The organism is Bacteroidia bacterium, from assembly GCA_016218155.1.
GTDB lineage: Bacteria > Bacteroidota > Bacteroidia > Bacteroidales > GWA2-32-17 > GWA2-32-17.
Genome location: JACREQ010000034.1, coordinates 79,925 through 101,556 on the forward strand (window position 1 = coordinate 79,925; position 21,632 = coordinate 101,556).

Below are 21,632 nucleotides of genomic sequence, written 5' to 3' on the forward strand. Positions count from 1 at the left end.
GTTTTTAAAGGGATTTATTAAAGTAATGCTTTCATTAAAAAGAATATCGGAATAATTGAAAAACCTACTGCAATAACTATTGCGTAAAGAGTTCCAATAAATTTTAAGCGTGGTAACCAAACAGTATTGTTTAGTCCAAGTGTTTGAAATGAAGACTGGAAAGAATGATTTAAGTGTAATCCTAATAAAATAAATGAAATAATATAAATTACACTAAAATACCAATATTGAGGTTGGAAAATACCTATTACTAAGTCGAATTCAGACATTTGTCCGCTTTCAATTAAATCGGTAAATTTTATTTTATAAAAGTAATTAATAAGGTGAAGCACTAAAAATGCTAATACAGTAGCTCCAGAAATAAACATGTTTTGAGACGACCATGATGTGTCACTATTTGTACTGACAGCATATTTTACCGGACGAGCTGCACGGTTTTTCATAGTTAGTATGGTTGCATAAAGCATATGGAAAATAAATCCTGCTGCAAGTACCCATTGCATTACAAACATTATGGTGTTGGTTCCCATAAAATGAGCAACAGTATTAAATGTACTACCATCTGCATCAACCATAGTAAGCAGGTTTACAAACAGATGCACACATAAAAAAACAACTAAAAACAATCCGGTTAAACTCATTATAACCTTTTTGCCGATTGAAGAAGATAAAAAACCGCTCATATTAAGAATATTTAGAATAAATTCGTGTTTCGAAATTTTGTTATCTACAAAAAAATTAAAAAAATATTTTTATGCGAAAGTAGTAAGTTCTTAAATTGATTATTTTCAAAAATTATTATTTTTTGTAATTTATATGTAATCTAAATTAACGATATGAATAAATTAACCCCAGAACTTTACAAAAAAAATAGGGCAAAACTTTCTAAACTTCTTAAGCCTAATTCAGTAGCAATAATATGTTCTGCAACACATTCCATGCGTACCAGAAGTTTGTATAATGAGTTCCGTCAAAGCTCAAATATGATTTATCTGACGGGTGTTATGCAGGAAGAAACTGTTTTGGTTCTTTATCCAAACCATTCAAAAAAGGAGTTTAGAGAAATATTATTTATTCGATATACTGATAATAAAACATTAATATGGGAAGGGCATAAGCATTCAAAAGAAGATGCTACGATGATTTCAGGTGTAGGTAATGTCAAGTGGTGTAGCGAATTGCCGATATTTTTGAAAAAGGTAATTGAAAGCGCTTCATACATTTATTTAGAAATGGGTGATGAATGCTCGGTAAATGATGCTCCAATTTCTGCTTCATTCAGATTTGCCGAAGAAATAAAATCAAAATATCCTTCACAACGATTTGAAAAACTTGTTCCACTAATTAACCAGTTAAGGTTAGTAAAAGAAACGACAGAAATCGAAATAATTAAGGAAGCAATAGAGATAACAGGTAAAACTTTTTGTGAAATATTACCTCTAATAAAGCCCGGATTATATGAGTACGATGTTGAAGCAGAAATTACGATGAGGTTTATAAAATCCGAAAAATGTCCTCATGCCTATTTACCAATTATTGCAAGTGGAAATAGTTCAACAATTCTTCATTATAATTTTAATAATGCCGAATTAATAAGTGGTGATTTGCTTCTTTTGGATTTTGGTGCAGAAAAATCAGGGTATGCATCTGATCTTTCAAGAACAATTCCTATTTCAGGTAAGTTTACAAAACGGCAGACTGAAGTTTATAAATCTGTTTTATCAATAATGAAAGAAGCAAAAAAGCTAATGGTTATTGGAAATACTATAGATAAACTAAATGAATCTGTTGGTTTAATGATGGAGGAAGAACTAATAAAACTAAAGTTGTTAAGAAAAAGTGATATCTGTAAGCAGAATAAGGAAAATTCTTTGTATAAGAAATATTACATGCATGGAACTTCTCATTTTATTGGATTAGATGTGCATGATTGCGGGAACAGAGAGGTCCCGTTTGCAAAGGGCATGGTGCTTAGTTGCGAGCCGGGAATTTATATAAAGGAAGAAGGTTTTGGAATTAGATTAGAAAATGATATTCTGATCGATAAAACTCCAATTGATTTGATGGAAAAAATTCCAATAGAGTTAGAAGAAATTGAAGAGTTGATGAGAAAATAACAATATAAATAATGAATTCCTTTTTATAGTTGATTATAAAGCTTTATCTTCGCTAATTATTGTTGTATTATGGAGTGGTATTATTTAGTAATACTTTTTATTCTTGGATTATTTGCTGTTGCAGATTTAATAGTTGGTGTTTCAAACGATGCAGTTAACTTTTTAGGTCCTGCAGTTGGATCACGTGCAGGTTCGTTCAGAGTAATATTGTTTGTTGCGGCAATCGGAATTATTGTTGGAGCTGTATTTTCAGGTGGTATGATGGAGGTTGCAAGAAAAGGTATTTTTCACCCCGAACAGTTTATGTTTTCCGAAATATTATTTATTTTTCTAGCTGTTATGATGGCAGATGTAATTCTGCTGGATTTTTTTAACACATTTGGTTTGCCAACCTCAACAACTGTTTCTCTTGTTTTTGGATTATTAGGAAGTTCGGTCGCTATTTCATTAATAAAAATTGTTGATATTGGAGGAAACATAAGTGGAATAGGCAATTATATTAATACCGAGAAAGTACTGGCTATTATTTCGGGAATATTGATTTCGGTTATTGTGGCATTTGTTGCGGGTATTATTATACAATATATAACTCGTTTAATTTTCTCGTTTGATTTTCATAAAAAAAGCAATATAACTTCAGGATTATTTGGCGGATTTGCATTAACTGCAATATTATTGTTTATTGTTTTGAAAGGATTTGGTGATACCTCATTTATTACGAAAGCAGATAAGATATGGGTGTTAAATAATACCTGGCTAATTGCTCTCGCTTCTTTTTTAATCTTATCTGCTATATTACAGATTCTTCATTTATTATTTAAATTAAATGTTTTTAAACTTGTAGTATTTGTTGGAACATTTGGTTTGGCTTTAAGTTTTGCAGGTAACGATCTGGTTAACTTTATTGGAGCTCCATTAGCAGGATTAAAATCATTTGAGCTTTGGCAAGCTTCTGGTTCTGCTGCTAATACATACAATATGGGGGCGCTAAAAGGCGATGTCCCTGTGGATGTATTTTTGTTGTTAATAGCAGGATTAATAATGGTAGCAACAATTTTTATTTCAAGAAAAACAAGAACTGTTGTTAAAACTACTGTTGAATTAAGTCGTCAGGAGGAGGGCGATGAACGTTGGGGATCGTCATATTTAGCAAGAACATTGGTGCAAGGATTTTTTACTTTTCAAAATGGGGTAGAAAAAATATTGCCGAAAAAGTTTTTAAATTTTATTGCATTAAGATTTGAAAACACAAAACAATCAAACGAGGAAAATCCTGCAGTTTCATTCGATTTAATAAGAGCTTCGGTTAATCTGGTTGTTGCAAGTATACTAATTGCTTTTGCAACTTCATTAAGATTACCTTTGTCAACAACCTATGTAACTTTTATGGTAGCAATGGGTACTTCTTTAGCCGATGGAGCTTGGGGAAGAGAATCTGCTGTTTATAGGGTGACTGGTGTTATAACTGTTATTAGTGGTTGGTTTTTTACTGCATTTATAGCATTCATTGTTGCCGGAATAATTGCAGTTGTAATTTATTTAGGCGGAATGTATGGTGTTGTTTTAATGCTATTACTTATAGGCATATTGTTATATAAATCAAAAATTAAACATAAAGAACGTGTAAAACAAAGTGCCGAAATTGCGGAAGCAAAGGAATATACTCCTGAGTCATCAATAGAACTTTCAGAAATTACTAATCAGCAGTCAATGGATGTGATTAAGAAAATTTCATTAATTTATTCTGAATCAATAGATGCTCTTGAAGATGAAAACCGGAAATCGCTTAAAATTCTTTCTAAAGATGTTAATTTATTAAATAAGCATACAAAAAAGTTAAAGGGACGGTCATTAAACATTTATAAAAACTTAAATAAAGATTTGCAGATTTCAGGTTCTTATATAATTCAAATATATGATTACATCCGAGAAATAGAATATTGTCTGAATTATATAACAACTCCGTCGTTTATTCATGTTAACAACATACACAATCCAATTCCTTCACAGCAAATAAAAGATCTTAGAAAATTAAAATTACAGGTTAACGAATTGTTTGAATTTGTGATTGAACAACTAACAAAAGAAAATATTTCTTTTAATGAGGTTCAGATAAAAATAAATAATGTAGTTTTATTTATTGAGAATAATAGAGTTGGTTATCTTAGAGATCAGAAAGAAAGCGATATAAATACAAGATCAACAATGTTATATTTAGGCATTATGCATGAAACAAAAAACATGTTAATTCATATAGAAAACTTTTCTAAAGCCTATGAAAACTTTTTGTTGTCATTACCAAAGTAACCTAATTCATTATTTTTTTTAATTTAACTTTCTCAATTCAAATTTTTTGATTTGGTTTTTGTAATTTCGTGGCTTGTAATTTAGAAATTAAATTTAAAATGAGTCAAAATATACACATTTACAACACAATAAATAGAAAGAAAGAAGAATTTATTGCTCTTAATCCTCCATTTGTGGGTATTTATGTTTGCGGTCCAACAGTATATGGAGACCCTCATCTTGGTCATGCACGACCTGCAATAACTTTTGATATACTTTTCAGATATCTTGTTTTCCTTGGAAATAAAGTACGTTATGTAAGAAACATTACTGATGTTGGACATTTAGAGAATGATGCTGATGAAGGCGATGATAAGATTGCAAAAAAAGCTAGGCTTGAGCAGTTGGAGCCAATGGAAGTTGTACAGTACTATACAGACAGGTACCACACTTTTATGGATATGCTTAATGTGAAAAAACCAAGCATAGAACCACGTGCATCCGGTCATATTATAGAGCAGTTGCAGCTAATTGATGAAATTGAGAAAAACGGATTCGCTTACGAAAGAGATGGTTCTGTTTATTTTGATGTTGAAGCATATGCAAAAAAATATCATTACGGAAAACTTTCTGGTCGTGTTTTAGATGATCTATATTCAAATACGCGTGATCTGGATGGACAGGGAGAAAAGAAAAACTCATTTGATTTTGCTCTTTGGAAGAAGGCATTACCCGAGCATATTATGCGCTGGCCTTCACGTTTTGGTGATGGTTTTCCTGGTTGGCATCTTGAATGTTCTGCTATGAGTACAAAATATCTTGGCGAAGAATTCGATATTCACGGTGGCGGGATGGATTTACTTTTTCCGCATCATGAGTGTGAGATTGCACAATCTGTTGCTGCATCTGGAAAAGAAACTGTTCGTTACTGGATGCATAACAATATGATCACAATTAATGGTCAGAAAATGGGTAAGTCGCTTGGTAATTTTATTACACTTGAGGAATTATTCACAGGAAAACACGCCGTGCTTACAAAGGCATATAGTCCAATGACTGTTCGATTTTTTATTTTACAGGCACATTATCGTAGTACTCTTGATTTTTCTAACGAAGCATTGACAGCTGCCGAGAAAGGATTTGAGCGTATGATGGAGGCCTATAATAATATTGAAAAAATTACTATATCTGAAGCTTCAACGATTAATGTTCAGGAAATTCGTAACAAATGTCAGGATGCATTAAACGATGATCTTAACACTCCAATTGTTATAGCAAATTTATTTGAATTGGTTAAAGGCATTAACTCAGCTTTGGCAGGTACAGAAAAATTTGACAAAGCCAATATTGAAGCAGCTAAAAAACTCTTCGACGAATTTATTTTCGATATTCTTGGTTTGGTTGCAGAGTCTTCTTCGGCGGGTAACGAAATACTTGGGAACGTTGTTGACTTATTATTGAATGAAAGAATTCAGGCAAAAAAACGTAAAGATTTTGAAGCAAGTGACAGAATAAGAAATGAACTTACAGCATTAGGCATAGAAATAAAAGACACTAAAGAAGGCTTTGAATGGAAACTAAAAAATTAAATTATTTAATAATTATTGGTGTTATTTGTTTTGCTTTATTTCAATGGTCTTGTAATGGAGATAATACAGATTTAACAAATAATAATGATACTTCTGTAGTTTCTAATAATAAAACAGAATTGATTATTAGCAGTCCAAAAAATCTTGCAGTGTTTACAATTGGTGAGAAAATTTCTACAGCTTTCGAAATTCCCGGTGGGTTAAAACCTGATTCTGTTTCTGTTTATTTGAATGGGAAAAAACAAAACGATCCGGTTTCATTAGTAACAGATTCGGCAAAAGCAGGAAATAACAGAGTAATTATTAATGCTTGGGTTAAAGGGGTGGAGTACACAAATGGTGTTTCGGTAATTTTAAGATCAAACATTGTTCCGCAACAATATACCTATAAAATTTTAAAACGTTATCCTCACGATCAGAAATACTATACTCAAGGGTTAATATTTGAAGATGGATTTATGTATGAAGGTACCGGACAGTATGGTGAATCAATGCTTTTAAAGTATAAATTGGCAAATAATGAACTTATTCAGAGCTATAATCTTCCGCAGGATGTTTTTGGAGAAGGTATTGTAATTTTTAAAAATCATATTTATCAGTTAACATGGCAATCTCATGTTGCTTATGAGTACGAAAAAGAAACATTTAAACTTATTAATAAATTTGATTTTGGTACTGAAGGCTGGGGAATAACAAATTTCAATGAGAATTTAATTATGAGTGACGGGTCATATAATTTATATGTTTTATCGCCCGAATCTTTTAGCGAAATTAAACGAATAGAAGTCTACGATAATATAGGTCCTGTGAGTATGTTAAACGAACTTGAATTGATTAATGGCGAGATTTATGCAAATGTATATCAAACCGATAATATTGTAATTGTTAATCCAAATACAGGTTGTGTTACCGGAAAAATAGATTTGTCGGGATTGTTAGATAAAACAAAAATTAAAGATCGTGATGTTGATGTACTTAATGGCATTGCTTGGGATGTGAAGGGAAAACGATTATTCCTTACAGGAAAATACTGGCCTGAGATGTATGAAGTGCAAATTGTTAAAAAATAGTTTGTTATTTTCATTGGAATTACAACACTTTCACGACCACAGTGAGTAAACCCCGATGAGCTAAATTGAGCTAAAGGTTAAAAGAACTACCACAATGAAAAATTAACTCCAAGTTGAGCTGTATATCCTCTTAATTCTTCAAGATGTTTTGAAGGATAAACGTAACCACCGGTTAAATTTACAAATAAATTCTGTGATGTATAAAGGTGAATTCCAAGTGTTGGTGTAATTGTAACAATATTCCCTAATTGACTCTGGTACATATCTCCAAACTCTAAACCAAAATATGGTATAAGATAATTTCTGGTTGGGTTACGTTCAAGCGATAAGTCAAGACCAATTGCCCAATAAAAGATATCTTTAATGTCCTTTTTAGAACTTTTCATAAAATTTACTTTTGTATATATTCTTCCATGGCTCGGTCCTCTGTTTTCGTTTTTATGTATCCATGCTGCAATTAAATATTCAACCGACATTCCTGTAAAATACCCTAAACTATCCTGCATTTCAGGAACATAAACATGAAAAACAGCTCCCGGCATAAAATATGTTTCCCATTCGTCCTTGTTAATTTTTACTTCAGGAACTTTGTGTACCTGTGTTTCGGTTGAATTATCGTTATTAGTTACCTGTGCATTACCAACACTAATTAATGTTAGTAACAATATTCCAATATAAAATAATTTTTTCATTTTAGATTTATTTTAAAGTAATTTATTTAATTTTTATATTGCAACTTTAGCTGCTTTTTTCTTAACTGTGTTACTAATAATAAATAATCCTCCTGTTACTATAAATGGAAGATTAAGCAAAAGTATAACAGAAAGACTAATCCAAACTGAATGATTCATTGCATAGTTATTTGAGTATATAAATGGAGAAAATCCTGCACCTATTAAAATAAAAATTATTCCACCAATAAATTCTTTTTTCCATGCAAGGAATAATATTCCAGTTAACACTAATGCCGGAATAGAGTGCATTATAAAACCCAATAGCTGTTGACCCAAAGTGAGCCTGTTGTCGAATGAATCAAGAGCAAACAATTCAAGAAAAAGTATCGCCAGAATGCATAATATTCTAGGTAACCAATGTATGATTTTAATTTTTGTTGTCATTTTTTTAACTTTTTATTATGAAGCAAAGGTAAACTAGCAATAGGTTGAGTAAAAATTGAAAATCAATACCTCTTTGTAGAAATTTGCAAGAAGTATGGTAATAAATATAATTATGTTGCATTAATAAGATACATTTGCATAATTTGCAAATAAAACCGAAAAAGTTGTATTTATTGCAAATATTAGTGGGTAGATTTATTTAAAACATAAAAAATAATGCAGAAAACCAATGTCTTGCAAAAGCAATCACAATTTCTGAGAAAGGTTGAAGATCTTATTCCAGCATCAAGTTCGCTTGTTAATGAATTATCTGATATACTCGAAACAAGCACAGATAGTGCTTATCGCAGAATAAGGTGTGAAACTTTATTAAGTATTGATGAAATAATAAAATTATGCGATCATTTTAATATAACATTTGATACTTTTAGCAAAACCGAGAATACATCAGTCACTTTTACTTATTCTAAGTTAGAACCAAGGGTTTCATGTTTTAAAGAATATCTCGAAAAGCTTTTACAGGACATGAAAACAATTGAAAATTCAAGCCAGAAACAAATAATTTATGCTTGTGAGGATATTCCGGTTTTTCATCATTATAACCATCCTATACTTGCATCATTTAAAATGTTTTATTGGATGTTAACTATACTGAATGTTCCTGAGCTAGAATTTGAGAAATTTGATACAGAAAATATTAATAATGAGTTAGCTGAATTTAGCAAGAAAATAGCTACAGCATATTTTAAAATTCCCTCCATTGAAATATGGACAGAAACTACAATTCACAGTACAATTAAACAAATCGAGTATTTTTGGGAAGCAGGAAAATTTAAACATAAGAATGATGCATTACAGATATGTGAAGAATTAAGAAATGAAATTACCATTATTCAGAGGCAAGCCGAAAAGGGGACAAAATTAGACACTACAGAAAATAAGGAACAAAATTTTCAGCTCTACTTTAGCGACATGGAAATTACTAACAATTGTGTTTACGTTAATATTGGTAGTTTAAAAAGTGTTTACCTTGGACATTTTACATTTAGTACAATGTCAACTTTTAATGATTCGTATTGCGAAGAAACATTGCAATGGATGAATGCAATAATAAAAAAGTCTGTTTTAATTAGTGGTATATCAGAAAAGCAGAGGTATCAGGTTTTTAAAAAATATTTTAAATATATAGATGAGCTTGAGTTTAAAATAAAAAATTCATAAAATCCTTCAATAATTATTTTAGTATTTTAAAATTGCAATGAATTGGCTAAGCAACCTAAGATCTGCTTTATAACTGTGATTAATTAAAGTTGAATAATTTTCTGAATTTTTTCAGGGGTTTATTTAGTTTAATAGAAAGTGTGCTTTAGACATTTAATTTAATCCGTTAGTCAAATTAATTTAAAGTTTAATCCCCAAAGTTTGACTTTAGCTCTTTCTTATATTAAATTTGTCTAAATAAGAATAAGGAAAATATTTAATAAAAAAGTAAACACAAAAACCTTATTTTCAGAACACTATATTTTTTTGTCGAATCAAATCATTTAGAATCATTCTAAATAAAGTAAAAAAAATACACTATGGAAAATATAATTTACTCACTAAATCAGAAATTTAATCAGCGTAAGATCTCTAATTATTACAGACTTAGCCTGATTTCTTTTCTTTTAATAACAGCGGGCTTATTAATAAATATTAAAACACAAGCCCAGATAGCTCCAACATTAATACCAGTTGGTGGCTTTCAAATAGATGGTGGATTACAATCTAATACACCTATATCTGGAGTTGGAGATTGGACATTGGGAACAGGAGGGAGTTTTGTACTTAATAGTAACGGAACACCTGTTGACCCAACCAGAACACAACTTGTATATGATGATTTTAACACAAGTTCTGATATGACTTTTCAGGGAGGAAAATTTAATGATGATCCAAATACCTGGACGTGGTCATATTCAAGTGCATCAAGCAAAAACGATATTAATAATGCATTATATCATTTGGCTGCGGATGCATCAAATAATACATGGTTAATTGTTGCAGGTGATAGATTGTCAACAAATGGTACCAGTTATATAGATTTTGAATTTTTACAAAATACTTTAACAAGAACTGCAAATTTTGGATTTAATTCAGCTGGTACAAATAGTGGAAGAACTGTTAACGATATTGTACTTTCAATGGAGTATAGTAATGGAGGTAGTAATGCTACTGTTCATATGTATTTTTGGAAACCAGTTGGAACAGGATACAAATATGTTGAACAAGTAATACCTGCAAATGTTGCATTTGCTATAACAAATATTAATTCGGAACCGGTTCCTTTTGGTGCTTTTGGGAATAATTCATATAGTCCCTTCCAGTTTGTTGAAGCAGCAATTAACCTTACTGCTTTTTTTGGTTATGTTGAACCTTGTTTAGGGATAAGTGTTAAAAGTATAATGGTAAAAACCAAAGCTTCTGATTCAGAAACTGCAGCTTTGGGAGATTTTGTTGGACCTATTCCTGTAAGATTAGATTTAGGTACTGCAACTATTAGTTATGATTCTCCTCTTTGTGGAGCAGGAATGTCATTTGTTAACCAAATAGGTGTTTCTGGTGGGACATATAGTTCTAGTCCAGTAGGATTAAGTATTAATTCTTTAACAGGTGAAATAAATCTTGGATCAAGTAACCCGGGAACTTATACAGTTACATATTCATTTGTTACTAACAATTGTCCAAAGTCGGTTACTACCAATATAACAATTAACCCAATACCTTCTTCTCCTGTTTCTGCATCTGTTGACAGAAATATTGTGTGTGCTGAAGATAACGGTAATATAATACTTTCTGCAAATGGTGGTTCGGGGTCAACACTTAATTGGTATACCGGAGGTTGTAATGGTACATTAATAGGTTCTGGCAATAATTTTTCAATACCTTCTCCTGTACAAACTACTACATATTATGCCAGCTGGGAAAATTCTTGCGGAAATTCAGGTTGTGTTCAGGTAACAGTAACTGTTTCTCCGCAACTCACTGTTTCTGCTACCGGAAGTGTGCAGGTAAGTTGTTATAACGGCAATGATGGAGTTATAACCGTATCTGTTATTGGTGGAACAGGAAGTTATACATATTCCATAAATGGTGGACCAGTTCAGAGCTCAAATGTTTTTACAGGTTTATTGGCTGGAAGTTATATTATTAATGCATATGATACATATGGATGTAGTGCGGCTACTAAATCTATTACAATTTTAAATCCGCCATTATTAACTGTTTCGGCTATAGGATCGTCTCAGGTTTCATGTCATAATGCAAGTGATGGGTCTTTAACTATTACTGCTGCAGGTGGAACGGGTGCATATTCATATTCTTTAAATGGTGGGCTTTCTCAGACATCAAATATTTTTTCAGGACTTACCGCCGGCACTTATAGCTACATTGTTACTGATGCAAACGGATGCGCTGCTTCATCAGCTACTCCATTGGTAATATCAAACCCTGCATTGTTAACAGTTACAGCTACTGGCTCTTCACAGGTATCATGTAATAATTCAAGCGACGCTTCTATTACAATTACTGCTACAGGCGGAACAGGCACATATTCTTATTCATTAAACGGAGGAACCTCACAGGCTTCAAATATTTTTTCAGGACTCACTGCTGGTTCTTATAGCTATATTGTTACTGATGCAAACGGATGTGTTGCTTCGTCAGTTTCTTCAATAATAATATCAAATCCTGGATTATTGACAGCGTCAGCTATATCATCTTCTCATGTTTCGTGTAATAATGCCAGTGATGGTTCAATAACAATTACTGCTTCAGGCGGAACAGGCGCATATTCTTATTCGTTAAACGGAGGAGTTTTTCAAGCTTCAAATATTTTTTCGGGACTTTCAGCAGGGTCATATAGTTATGTTGTTACTGATGCAAATGGTTGCATATTCACTTTGGTGAATTCAATTATTATTGAAAATCCGGTATTGTTGACAGCAACAGCTATAGGTTCTTCTCAGGTTTCTTGTAATAATTCTGCCGATGGATATATTACTGTAATTGCTTCAGGTGGAACAGGCATTTATTCTTATTCATTAAACGGAGGACTTGCCCAAACTTCCAATGTTTTTAATGGTCTTACAAGTGGTACATATATTATTACAGTTATGGATCAGTTTAAGTGTTCAGCGGTTACTTCGGCAATAACTATTTCGAATCCCGAATTGCTAAAAGTATTTGCAACAGGATCATCTCAGGTGTCGTGTAATAATGTTAGTGACGGATCAATTACAGCATCAGCAACCGGAGGTACAGGGGCATATTCTTATTCAATAAACGGTGGAATTGTACAAAGCTCAAATATTTTTTCTGGTCTTTCTGCCGGTTCCTATAGTGTAGTTGTTTTTGATGCAAACGGTTGTTCTGCTTTAGCAGGTGTACCAATTGTTATAACAAATCCCCCGTTGCTTTCTGCTTCTGCAATTGGTTCTTCACAGGTATCATGTAATAATGCAAGTGATGGAATTTTAACAATAACTGCCAATGGCGGAACCGGAGCTTATTCTTATTCAATTAATGGCGGACAGGCACAAATAAGCAATGTGTTTTCCGGACTATCTTCAGGAACTTACAATTATAAAGTATATGATGCAAATGGTTGTTCTGTATCATCGGCTGTTCCTGTTATAATATCAAATCCTCCGCTTCTTTCTGCTACAGCAGTTGGATCTTCTCAGGTTTCTTGTTTTAACGCAAGCGATGGTACAATTACCGTTTCGGCTTTTGGTGGTACCGGATCGTACTCTTATACTTTGAATGGTGGATCTGCTCAAAGTTCAAATATTTTTTCTGGTCTATCTGCAGGTTCTTATAGTGTAATGGTTTATGATGTAAACGGCTGCCCGTCGTTAGCATGTGCACCAATTGTTATTCTAAATCCAGCTCAACTTACTGTTTCAGCTACAGGTTCTTCTCAGGTTTCTTGTTATAATTCAAGCGATGGTTCAATAACTGCATCGGCAGTAGGTGGAACAGGAGCCTATTCATATTCATTAAACGGAGGAAATGCTCAGACCTCTAATTCTTACTCAGGGCTTTCATCAGGTACTTATAATATTGTTGTTTCAGATATTAATGGTTGTTCTGCTACTGTAGAATCTCCAATAATAATATTAAATCCTGCGTTGCTTTCTGTATCTGCTGTTGGTTCATATCAGGTATCATGTCATAATTACAATGATGGTTTATTAACTGTTTCTGCAAATGGTGGTACAGGCTTATATTCATATTCTATAAATGGTGGGAATGTTCAGGGGTCTAATGTTTTTACAGCACTACCTGCAGGCTCTTATAATTTTATTGTAGTAGACATTAATGGTTGTTCTGCCTCAGGTAGTGCTCCGGTTGTAATAGCAAATCCAGATTTACTTACTGCTTCAGCAGTTGGTTCTGCTCAGGTATCTTGTTACAATTATAGCGATGCAGAGATAACAGTTTCTGCAGATGGTGGTACAGGTGTTTATTCATATACCTTAAATAATGGAACTCCTCAAAGTTCAAATTCGTTTTCGGGATTGCCAAATGGCTCATATTCAATAATTGTATCTGATGTTAATGGTTGTTCAGTTTCTTTAAACAATGCAGTTTTTATTGATAATCCAAAACCTGTAACTGTATCTGCTGTAGGCTCTGCTCAAGTTTCTTGTTTTGATTCAAATGATGGGGTAATTACTGTTAGTGCTAATGGAGGTACCGGTTCATATACTTATTGGTTAAATAATGGTACTTCCCAAAGTTCTAATGTGTTTTCGGGACTATTGAGTGGCTTATATGTGATTAGTGTTACCGATCAGAATGGTTGTATGGCGGGTGTTGATGGAATTGCAATAGTTAATCCAACTCTATTAACTGCAAATGCTGAAGGTTCTTCACAGGTTTCATGTTATAATTCAAGTGATGGAGTAATAAATGTAAACGTAACAGGTGGAACCGGATCCTATTCCTATTCACTTAACGGTGGAACTCCTCAAAGTTCTAATGTGTTTTCAGGTTTATCAAGTGGTTCTTTTTTGATTAATGTTACAGATGAGAATGGTTGCTTAACTGGAACTCATGTTATTAATATTAATAATCCTCCACAATTATCTTTAAGCACTGAAGGGTCATCTCAGGTATCCTGTTACAACTCCAGCGATGGACTTGTTATTGCAATAGCAACCGGAGGAACAGGTGCTTATTCATATTCACTTAATGGTGGAGTTGCACAGAGTTCAAATGAGTTTTATGGTTTATCGGGTGGTTCTTATGTAGTTAATGTTACAGACCAGAATGGTTGTTTGGCAATAGCACCTTCGATACAAATTGCAAATCCAAATGCACTTACATTAACTGCTCATGGTAGTCCTCAGGTTACATGTTACAATTCTAGTGATGGAGTAATTTCGGTAAACGCAAGTGGTGGAACGGGTGCATATTCTTATTCGCTTAATGGAGGATCTTCTCAAAGTTCAAATATTTTCTCGGGTTTGTTTAGCGGGTCATATGTTATTAATGTTACTGACCAGAATGGATGTTTAGCTGGAACTTCGTCAATTCAGATTGCAAATCCTGCTTTAATTTCTGCAAGTGCTTATGGCTCTTCTCAGGTTACTTGTAACAATTCCAATGATGGTTATATTACAGTAATTGCAATGGGTGGAACCGGTGCATATTCTTATTCTCTTAACGGAGGAAATTCTCAAACTTCAAATGCTTTTACAGGATTATTAAGTGGTAATTATGTGATTAATGTTACCGATGCGAATGGTTGTCAGGCAGGTTCTTCTTATTATCAAATTGCAAATCCTCCATTGTTGTCGGCAAATGCTTTTATTACTGCAAATATTTCCTGTTACAATTTAGCAAATGGTGTTATTACTGTTAACGCCAATGGTGGAACAGGATATTATTCTTACAGTTTAGATGGTGGACCTGTACAAACATCAAATGTTTTTTCAAATCAAGGTCCGGGTTCACATATAATAAGTGTTTATGATCAAAACATATGTATTGCAAATACTCAGGCAATAAGTCTTTCAAATCCGGAGTTACTAACAGCTACTTCAGTAATTTCTGATCAGGTTTCTTGCTATAACTCAAGCGATGGTCAGATAACTGTTTCTGCAATTGGTGGGTCGGGAAGTTACTATTATTCGTTAAATGGTGGACCATTACAAACTTCAAATGTTTTTTCTGGCCTAGCAAGTAGTTCATATGTTGTTAATGTTTATGATCAGAATAATTGTTTTGCAAGTGCACTGCCATTATCAATTGCAAACCCTGCACTTCTTCATGCATCAGCAGTAGTTACCGAGCAGGTATCCTGTTACAATGTTTTAGATGGGGCTATTATTGTAAATGCAAATGGTGGTACAGGATCATATACCTATAGTTTAAATGGAACATTAGCTCAAAGTTCAAATCTTTTTTATGGTTTAGCAAGTGGTAATTATGAAGTTGTTGTGTACGATCAGCATAATTGTATTGCCTCATCAAATCCTGTAACTATAATTAATCCGGAGCCAATAGCTGTAAATGCTAATCAGACAAATATTGGTTGTTTTGGATCATCTGATGGCACCGTTGTAGTAAATGTTGCAGGTGGAGCTTTTCCTTATTCATATTCGTTAGACGGACAGAATTTTCAGAACTCAAATATTTTTGAAAGTTTGTCTGCCGGACCGTTTAGTGTTATAGTTAATGATGCTAAAGGATGTAATAGCAAACCTTTTGAACTTAACATTGTTCAGTTAGCTCCAGTAGAGTTTTCTTATAATGTTATTTCAGGAAATAAATGTAATGGAATAAATGATGCCGTTGTTGAAGTTCAGGTTGCGTCAGGAACTCCGCCATATACCTATGAGTTAAATAATGGAACAGCAGTTAGCAATTCAACATTAACCGGTGTACCTGCAGGGTCAAATACTATTTCGGTATATGATTCAGAAGGTTGTTTAAGTAGTACATTATTCTCAATAGAAGAACAAAGTGCAATAAAAACAGAATTATTATCTGCAACTGATGCAAATTGTATCGGAAGAAAGGATGGATCAATAAATGTCGAAGTTACTGGTGGAACGGGTTCATATTCATATTTATGGTCAAATGGAAGTATTCAGTCTCAACTTTACGGACTTGATGCAGGTGAATATAGTTTAACAGTAACTGATGAAAATGGATGTAAAAGTTTGTTTAGTCAGGCAATTGTTCCTGGAGATGTTTCTGAAGAGATAGTTATCAGAAATGCTTTCTCGCCGAATAGTGATGGTATAAATGATCGCTGGGAAATTGATAATATATTGTTATATCCAGATAATCAATTAACAATTATTAATCGCTGGGGTAATGAGGTGTTAACGGTTAAAGACTATCAAAATGAATGGGATGGAAGTCAGTTAGCTGAAGGAACATACTATTATCTTTTAAAAGTTAATATGTGTGATGAGTACCGCACTTTTAACGGATATGTTACAATTCTCAGATAATTTATAACAAATAAAAATGAAGATCATGAAAACAATTTTATATACATTAGCCATGTTGCTGATAGCCGGATATGGTTACACACAACAAAATGCTCAATACAACCATTATATTTTTAATCAACTTGTATTAAATCCTGCATATGCCGGAACAAAAGGAGTTGTAAATGTTAATGGGATATATTCTTCACAATGGTCAGGATTAGATGGTGCCCCTATAAATCAGTCAATAAGTATTGAAGGTCCGCTATTTTCTAATATGGGAATAGGTTTGCATATAACAAATGACCAGCTTGGAGCACAATCTCAAAAAGGTGTATTTGCTAGTTATGCTTATAAATTAAGATTAAGCCAGATTTTCAGATTGTCTTTTGGGATTTCTATGGGAGCATCTTATTTTACATTAAATGGAGGAATGCTTAATGAGCAATATCAAAACGATCCGGCAATTCCCGCAGGTACTGTAACTACAACCAGATTTGATTCTAAATTTGGTGTTTTTTTATACACAAAAAAGTTTTATTCAGGATTATCGATTTCTGATTTAACTGCTGATGTTAAGAAAAGTGCTGAATTACTTGTAGCAGGTCAGGTAAAACATTATTATCTAACAGCTGGCTATGTTTTTGATTTAGGTAAAGATTTTAAATATAAGCCAAGTTTTCTTATAAAAGAAGATTTTAAAGCACCTACAAATATTGATCTTACATCATTTTTCTTATTCAAAAACAGTTATTGGTTAGGTGCTACATTTAGAACTGGTGCAGACATTTTTAATAATAAAAGTCTCGACAAAAGTTTAAGAACCAGAGATGCTATAGTGTTGATGACAGAAGTAAATATTACAAATAAATTCAGAATAGGTTATGCGTATACTTTTTCATTAACTGCGTTAAAGGATTTTCCGGGACATGAGGTAATGCTGGGTTATTATTTTCCTCAGAAACCGCAATCCAGAATGTTAACTCCAAGATTTTTCTAATAACAAAAGTCATGAAAACAAAAATAAAATCCACCGTATATGTTGTTTTATTTTTCTTGCTGCTTTTTAGCGTTCAAACGTTATTTGCTCAGTCGAAACTGGAAAAGGCAAGAAAATATAAAGACAACTTTCAGTATGCTCAGGCCATTTCATTATATTCTTCAAAATTTAAATCAATTACTCCAAGAAAAGAAACTGATATAAAAGATATAGCACATTGTTATATGATGATGAACGATTTGAATTCTGCTCAGAAATGGCTATCAAAAATTAATTCATTTACAGTGTATTCTCCCGATGAAATGCTAAATTATGCAATCTCATTAAAGTCTTCGGGTGATTATGAGAATGCGATTAACCAGTATAAAAGGTTTGAATCTTTTTTTCCGGAGAGATCTGCAAAAGTAAATGAATGGATAAAATCCTGTGAAATTGCTCAGGAGTGGATAGCAAAGCCACTTGCTTATGAAGTAATTAATGTGCAGAATCTGAATACAGAATATTCTGATTTTGGACTTATTCCTTATAAAAACGGATTAATGTTTTCTTCAGACAGAAAACAAGAAGGTGTTGTTTATAAGCCAGAAGATTACTTTGGGTGGACTGGAAATCCTTACTTAAGATTCTTTAATATTTCTGGAATTAAAGAAGATAATACATCTTCTTTTCCTGATTTATCAGTAGGTATAAATAGTTCATTTCATAATGGACCAGGTGTTTTTGATAGTAAAACAGGCATTATTTATTTTACTTTAACAAAGATGCAAAAGGAAAAATCGCTACCTACAAACAGTGATCCTACTAGTTGGGTTGAAGTTGCAAATCCCGATAAATATATAAACAGGTTAGAGATTTATACAGCAATTCTTAAGGACAATCATTGGGAAAATGTAACGGCATTTGAATATAATAATTCGGATAAATACTCAGTTGGTCATCCTGCACTTTCTGTGGATGGAAATATTTTGTACTTTGCTTCTAATATGCCGGGTGGTTATGGGAACAGCGATATTTATTATTGTCGCAAATTACCCGACGGTCACTGGAGTAGCCCCAAAAATGCAGGAAACATAATAAATAGCGAAGGAAAAGAGGCCTTTCCTGTTATAGCAAGCGATGGTGCGTTATATTTCTCAAGTGATGGATTTGGAGGTGTGGGAGGTCTTGATATTTTCAGATCAACAGGAATAGCCGATAAGTGGACAACTCCAGAAAACATGAAATACCCGTTTAACTCACCAAGAGATGATTTTCAACCGTATTTTACCGAGCCCGATATTGCTGGTTATTTATCTTCAAATCGCGATGGCGGAAAAGGGGAAGATGACATATATTATTTTGGCAAAAAAATTGTAATTGTTGGAACTGTAAAGACCTCGCTTTATGGCAAGTCAATTGCTTTATTACCCGGAGCTGAAATAAAAATTGAAAATATAACAAAGAACAAAACAGATGATAAGATTTCTGATAAAGATGGTTTATTTGTAGAGAAAGCCGATTGCAATAATAGTTATAGAATCACAGCATCAAAGAAAGGTTATTTAAAGCAGGAAAAAGAAATATCAGCAATATGCAGTGTTGTAAATGATACAGTGCATGTGGAGTTTATTCTAGACAAGCTTCTTGAAAATAAATCGTTTGTACTTGAAAATATTTATTATGACTTTGATAAATGGGATATAAGACCAGATGCTGCGGTAGAATTAGACAAGCTGGTTAATATTTTAAAAGAGAATCCAGAAATTGATATAGAATTAGGATCGCATACAGATTGCAGAGGAACAGATCCGTATAATAAATCGCTTTCACAGAAAAGGGCAGAGGCTGCAGTAGGTTATATAATTTCTAAGGGAATAGTCTCAAAAAGAATTTCTGCAAAGGGATACGGGGAGTTTAAACCAAGGATTGATTGTCCCGATGGTAATTGTTCAGATACTGAACATCAGTTAAACAGAAGAACAGAATTTACAGTTACTAAAGTTCATAAATAGAAAGAAAAATTACAAATTATAAAAGAATCCGATAATAATATCGGATTCTTTTATTTATATTATTTTGAATTATTTAATTCCTTATATTTGGTTAAAATTATATTGACCCGATATGAGTAGAATATTTTTCATGTTTATTACAACATTTTTTCTTTTTAATGTTAGTTATGCACAGTCAAATAAGACTGCTGTTACCCGAATAATTAAAAAAATAAAAAATGATGAGCTGGCGGTAGATGTTAGCGTTAAAGTTACAGCAATCGATTCTATTGATTTAACCAAATTTGCACGTTTAGTTGAAAATGTACCTGAAGGATGTACCCTAAAAGTTGAAGATGCCTCTGGTGCAGATGCTAAAATTAAAGAGAATAAAGTTAGTTTGTTATGGGTACGTATTCCTTCAACAGATTTTCATGTTAAGTATTCTTTAACCTGCAGCGACTCCCCGGATTGTAATTTAATTACAGGGCAGTTAGATTATATTGTAACTAGAGGGGTAAAGAAGAGGATAGTTATTGAAAATATCAAATAACACTAAAATTCTATTTTAATGTTATTATAACAAAATATACACTTAATATTTTAATTATAACAATAGTTATGATAACCAATGAAGAAAACACGCCAATTAATGATGTTGTTCAGGGTTATGGCTTTAAAATGGCAAGTCAGGGAAAAAGATTATCAAACTATCTGCTCGATTTAGCTTTTCTTTATGTTTTTAGTTTAACAGTTGGTTTTATACTAGGGATATTTCTTATATTTTATTCACCTTCTCTTTTTGATAGCATTACCGAGGAGAATATGTTTACCGAATATCTTTTGGGCTTTATTATGGGTATGATTTATTATACAACCTTTGAAGCTCTTACAGGAAGGACCATGGCCAAATATATTACAAGAACAAAAGTAGTAGATGAAAACGGAGAAAAGCCAGATTTTAAAACTATATTTTTGCGTTCGCTATGCAGATTTATTCCATTTGAAGCATTTTCGTTTTTAGGCTCAGACAACTCAGGCTGGCACGATAAATTTACCAAAACTAAAGTTGTTGAAATAGAAAAGAAATCTTTATAGTAATTGTATAAAATTTATTAAATGCATTGCTTTAAAAGTATAATATTTATATCTATTGTCTTTGTGTTTTTTAGTTGTTCATATGAGCAAAAAAATAATGCAATGTTGAAATCAGATAGTATTGTAAACAATGTTATAAATATACAAAAGACTATCTTTAAAGATTCAACCCGATATTCCGAAAAGTTTATAAAAGACATTAAAGAGTATAACTCAGAAGACTTAAAGTTTATTGATAGCTTATTAATTATAGGCAACGATACAGCTTTTATTCCAGTTAAATTACCATTGAACAAAAAGATATCCTTTACCGGATGCGGGGAGGATAATGTCTGTTATACATTAGTGGTACAAAGAATAAATTATTCAACTATAAAATATAAAATTGAGAAGAACATTAAACGTGTAAAATGTTATATTGAAAACGGTAATGCCGATTTGGATCACAATTTTAATTATCTTGATAAAGATGATGAATATGATGATGAGATGAAATATTCAACAATAACAAGCGATTCGTGTAATTTAACAATTCGTATGGGCACAAATTATAACAACGTACTTTGTGCAAAACTGGAAAGAAGTTTTTGTAAAAGCGATGCAAAAGATATTTACAATTGCCCGGTGCTTAAAACTCTTTCTGATGTTAGAATTAGTGAAAAATAATATGAGGATTAAAAAGTACTATTAATATATCAGGAATATAGAATTCCTATGAGTTAAAGTTATAATCATGGCCATCCCTTTAATATGCTATATTGATGCGTTATATCAACAACATTTTTTTAATAATAATTTCTTAAAACACCTAGAGATAGGCGTAATATTTTTTCAAATGAAAACCTAAAACAATATGAGATTACAGCGGATTAATATTCTAAAAGTGTTACATTTG

14 protein-coding genes are annotated in these 21,632 nt (G+C 32.4%); 11 read left to right on the forward strand and 3 right to left on the reverse strand.

The features are described 5' to 3' along the window. Positions 1 to 17: 17 nt before the first annotated feature. Positions 18 to 683 carry a succinate dehydrogenase cytochrome b subunit gene (locus HY951_06105; GenBank protein ID MBI5539613.1) on the reverse strand — a complete coding sequence of 222 codons (666 nt, stop codon included), beginning with the start codon at positions 681 to 683 and terminating at the stop codon, positions 18 to 20. 153 nt (positions 684 to 836) lie between these two features. On the opposite strand from HY951_06105, the gene HY951_06110 reads away from it, so the two are divergent. The 4 genes from HY951_06110 (at position 837) to HY951_06125 (ending at position 7,062) form a co-directional block, all read left to right on the forward strand. Further along, positions 837 to 2,117 carry an aminopeptidase P N-terminal domain-containing protein gene (locus HY951_06110; protein ID MBI5539614.1) on the forward strand — a complete coding sequence of 427 codons (1,281 nt, stop codon included), beginning with the start codon at positions 837 to 839 and terminating at the stop codon, positions 2,115 to 2,117. Between the two features lie 69 nt (positions 2,118 to 2,186). Next, the gene (locus tag HY951_06115; protein MBI5539615.1) at positions 2,187 to 4,424 is read left to right on the forward strand and encodes an inorganic phosphate transporter; all 2,238 of its coding nucleotides are present in this window, start codon (positions 2,187 to 2,189) and stop codon (positions 4,422 to 4,424) included. Between the two features lie 98 nt (positions 4,425 to 4,522). Further along, positions 4,523 to 5,992: a cysteine--tRNA ligase gene (locus tag HY951_06120; protein ID MBI5539616.1), complete on the forward strand. Its 1,470-nt coding sequence runs from the start codon at positions 4,523 to 4,525 to the stop codon at positions 5,990 to 5,992. Then, complete coding sequence (locus tag HY951_06125) at positions 5,974 to 7,062, forward strand: glutaminyl-peptide cyclotransferase (GenBank protein ID MBI5539617.1); 1,089 nt, start codon at positions 5,974 to 5,976, stop codon at positions 7,060 to 7,062. Before HY951_06120 ends, HY951_06125 begins: the two co-directional genes overlap by 19 nt. 86 nt (positions 7,063 to 7,148) lie before the next feature. On the opposite strand, the gene HY951_06130 is transcribed toward HY951_06125, so the two are convergent. Both HY951_06130 and HY951_06135 read right to left on the reverse strand, forming a co-directional pair. Further along, positions 7,149 to 7,754 carry a hypothetical protein gene (locus tag HY951_06130; GenBank protein MBI5539618.1) on the reverse strand — a complete coding sequence of 202 codons (606 nt, stop codon included), beginning with the start codon at positions 7,752 to 7,754 and terminating at the stop codon, positions 7,149 to 7,151. Between the two features lie 33 nt (positions 7,755 to 7,787). Then, on the reverse strand, positions 7,788 to 8,180 hold the full coding sequence (locus HY951_06135; GenBank protein ID MBI5539619.1) for a hypothetical protein: 393 nt from the start codon (positions 8,178 to 8,180) through the stop codon (positions 7,788 to 7,790). A gap of 216 nt (positions 8,181 to 8,396) precedes the next feature. Here HY951_06135 and HY951_06140 point away from each other — a divergent pair, with 216 nt between their 5' ends. The 7 genes from HY951_06140 (at position 8,397) to HY951_06170 (ending at position 21,403) form a co-directional block, all read left to right on the forward strand. Then, entirely contained in the window at positions 8,397 to 9,401 is a 1,005-nt protein-coding gene (locus HY951_06140; GenBank protein ID MBI5539620.1) for a hypothetical protein, read from the forward strand. Between the two features lie 359 nt (positions 9,402 to 9,760). Further along, positions 9,761 to 16,690, forward strand: a complete 6,930-nt coding sequence (locus HY951_06145) for a gliding motility-associated C-terminal domain-containing protein (protein MBI5539621.1) — start codon at positions 9,761 to 9,763, stop codon at positions 16,688 to 16,690. A 25-nt stretch (positions 16,691 to 16,715) separates the two neighbouring features. Then, positions 16,716 to 17,669: a type IX secretion system membrane protein PorP/SprF gene (locus tag HY951_06150; GenBank protein MBI5539622.1), complete on the forward strand. Its 954-nt coding sequence runs from the start codon at positions 16,716 to 16,718 to the stop codon at positions 17,667 to 17,669. An 11-nt stretch (positions 17,670 to 17,680) separates the two neighbouring features. Further along, positions 17,681 to 19,660 carry an OmpA family protein gene (locus tag HY951_06155; protein ID MBI5539623.1) on the forward strand — a complete coding sequence of 660 codons (1,980 nt, stop codon included), beginning with the start codon at positions 17,681 to 17,683 and terminating at the stop codon, positions 19,658 to 19,660. A 112-nt stretch (positions 19,661 to 19,772) separates the two neighbouring features. Continuing rightward, positions 19,773 to 20,192, forward strand: coding sequence for a hypothetical protein (locus HY951_06160; protein ID MBI5539624.1), 420 nt, complete (start codon positions 19,773 to 19,775; stop codon positions 20,190 to 20,192). Positions 20,193 to 20,320: 128 nt separating this feature from the next. Next, positions 20,321 to 20,737: an RDD family protein gene (locus tag HY951_06165; protein ID MBI5539625.1), complete on the forward strand. Its 417-nt coding sequence runs from the start codon at positions 20,321 to 20,323 to the stop codon at positions 20,735 to 20,737. A gap of 102 nt (positions 20,738 to 20,839) precedes the next feature. Continuing rightward, positions 20,840 to 21,403, forward strand: coding sequence for a hypothetical protein (locus tag HY951_06170; GenBank protein MBI5539626.1), 564 nt, complete (start codon positions 20,840 to 20,842; stop codon positions 21,401 to 21,403). Positions 21,404 to 21,632 lie beyond the last annotated feature (229 nt).

What these genes read in the sequence shown, in the direction of transcription:
- HY951_06145 (MBI5539621.1), top strand. Translation starts at nt 9,761, where the DNA reads ATGGAAAATATAATTTACTCACTAAATCAGAAATTTAATCAGCGTAAG.
- HY951_06140 (MBI5539620.1), top strand. Translation starts at nt 8,397, where the DNA reads ATGCAGAAAACCAATGTCTTGCAAAAGCAATCACAATTTCTGAGAAAG.
- HY951_06105 (MBI5539613.1), bottom strand. Translation starts at nt 683, where the DNA reads ATGAGCGGTTTTTTATCTTCTTCAATCGGCAAAAAGGTTATAATGAGT.
- HY951_06125 (MBI5539617.1), top strand. Translation starts at nt 5,974, where the DNA reads ATGGAAACTAAAAAATTAAATTATTTAATAATTATTGGTGTTATTTGT.
- HY951_06155 (MBI5539623.1), top strand. Translation starts at nt 17,681, where the DNA reads ATGAAAACAAAAATAAAATCCACCGTATATGTTGTTTTATTTTTCTTG.
- HY951_06120 (MBI5539616.1), top strand. Translation starts at nt 4,523, where the DNA reads ATGAGTCAAAATATACACATTTACAACACAATAAATAGAAAGAAAGAA.
- HY951_06165 (MBI5539625.1), top strand. Translation starts at nt 20,321, where the DNA reads ATGGCAAGTCAGGGAAAAAGATTATCAAACTATCTGCTCGATTTAGCT.
- HY951_06130 (MBI5539618.1), bottom strand. Translation starts at nt 7,754, where the DNA reads ATGAAAAAATTATTTTATATTGGAATATTGTTACTAACATTAATTAGT.
- HY951_06160 (MBI5539624.1), top strand. Translation starts at nt 19,773, where the DNA reads ATGAGTAGAATATTTTTCATGTTTATTACAACATTTTTTCTTTTTAAT.
- HY951_06110 (MBI5539614.1), top strand. Translation starts at nt 837, where the DNA reads ATGAATAAATTAACCCCAGAACTTTACAAAAAAAATAGGGCAAAACTT.
- HY951_06150 (MBI5539622.1), top strand. Translation starts at nt 16,716, where the DNA reads ATGAAAACAATTTTATATACATTAGCCATGTTGCTGATAGCCGGATAT.
- HY951_06135 (MBI5539619.1), bottom strand. Translation starts at nt 8,180, where the DNA reads ATGACAACAAAAATTAAAATCATACATTGGTTACCTAGAATATTATGC.
- HY951_06115 (MBI5539615.1), top strand. Translation starts at nt 2,187, where the DNA reads ATGGAGTGGTATTATTTAGTAATACTTTTTATTCTTGGATTATTTGCT.
- HY951_06170 (MBI5539626.1), top strand. Translation starts at nt 20,840, where the DNA reads ATGTTGAAATCAGATAGTATTGTAAACAATGTTATAAATATACAAAAG.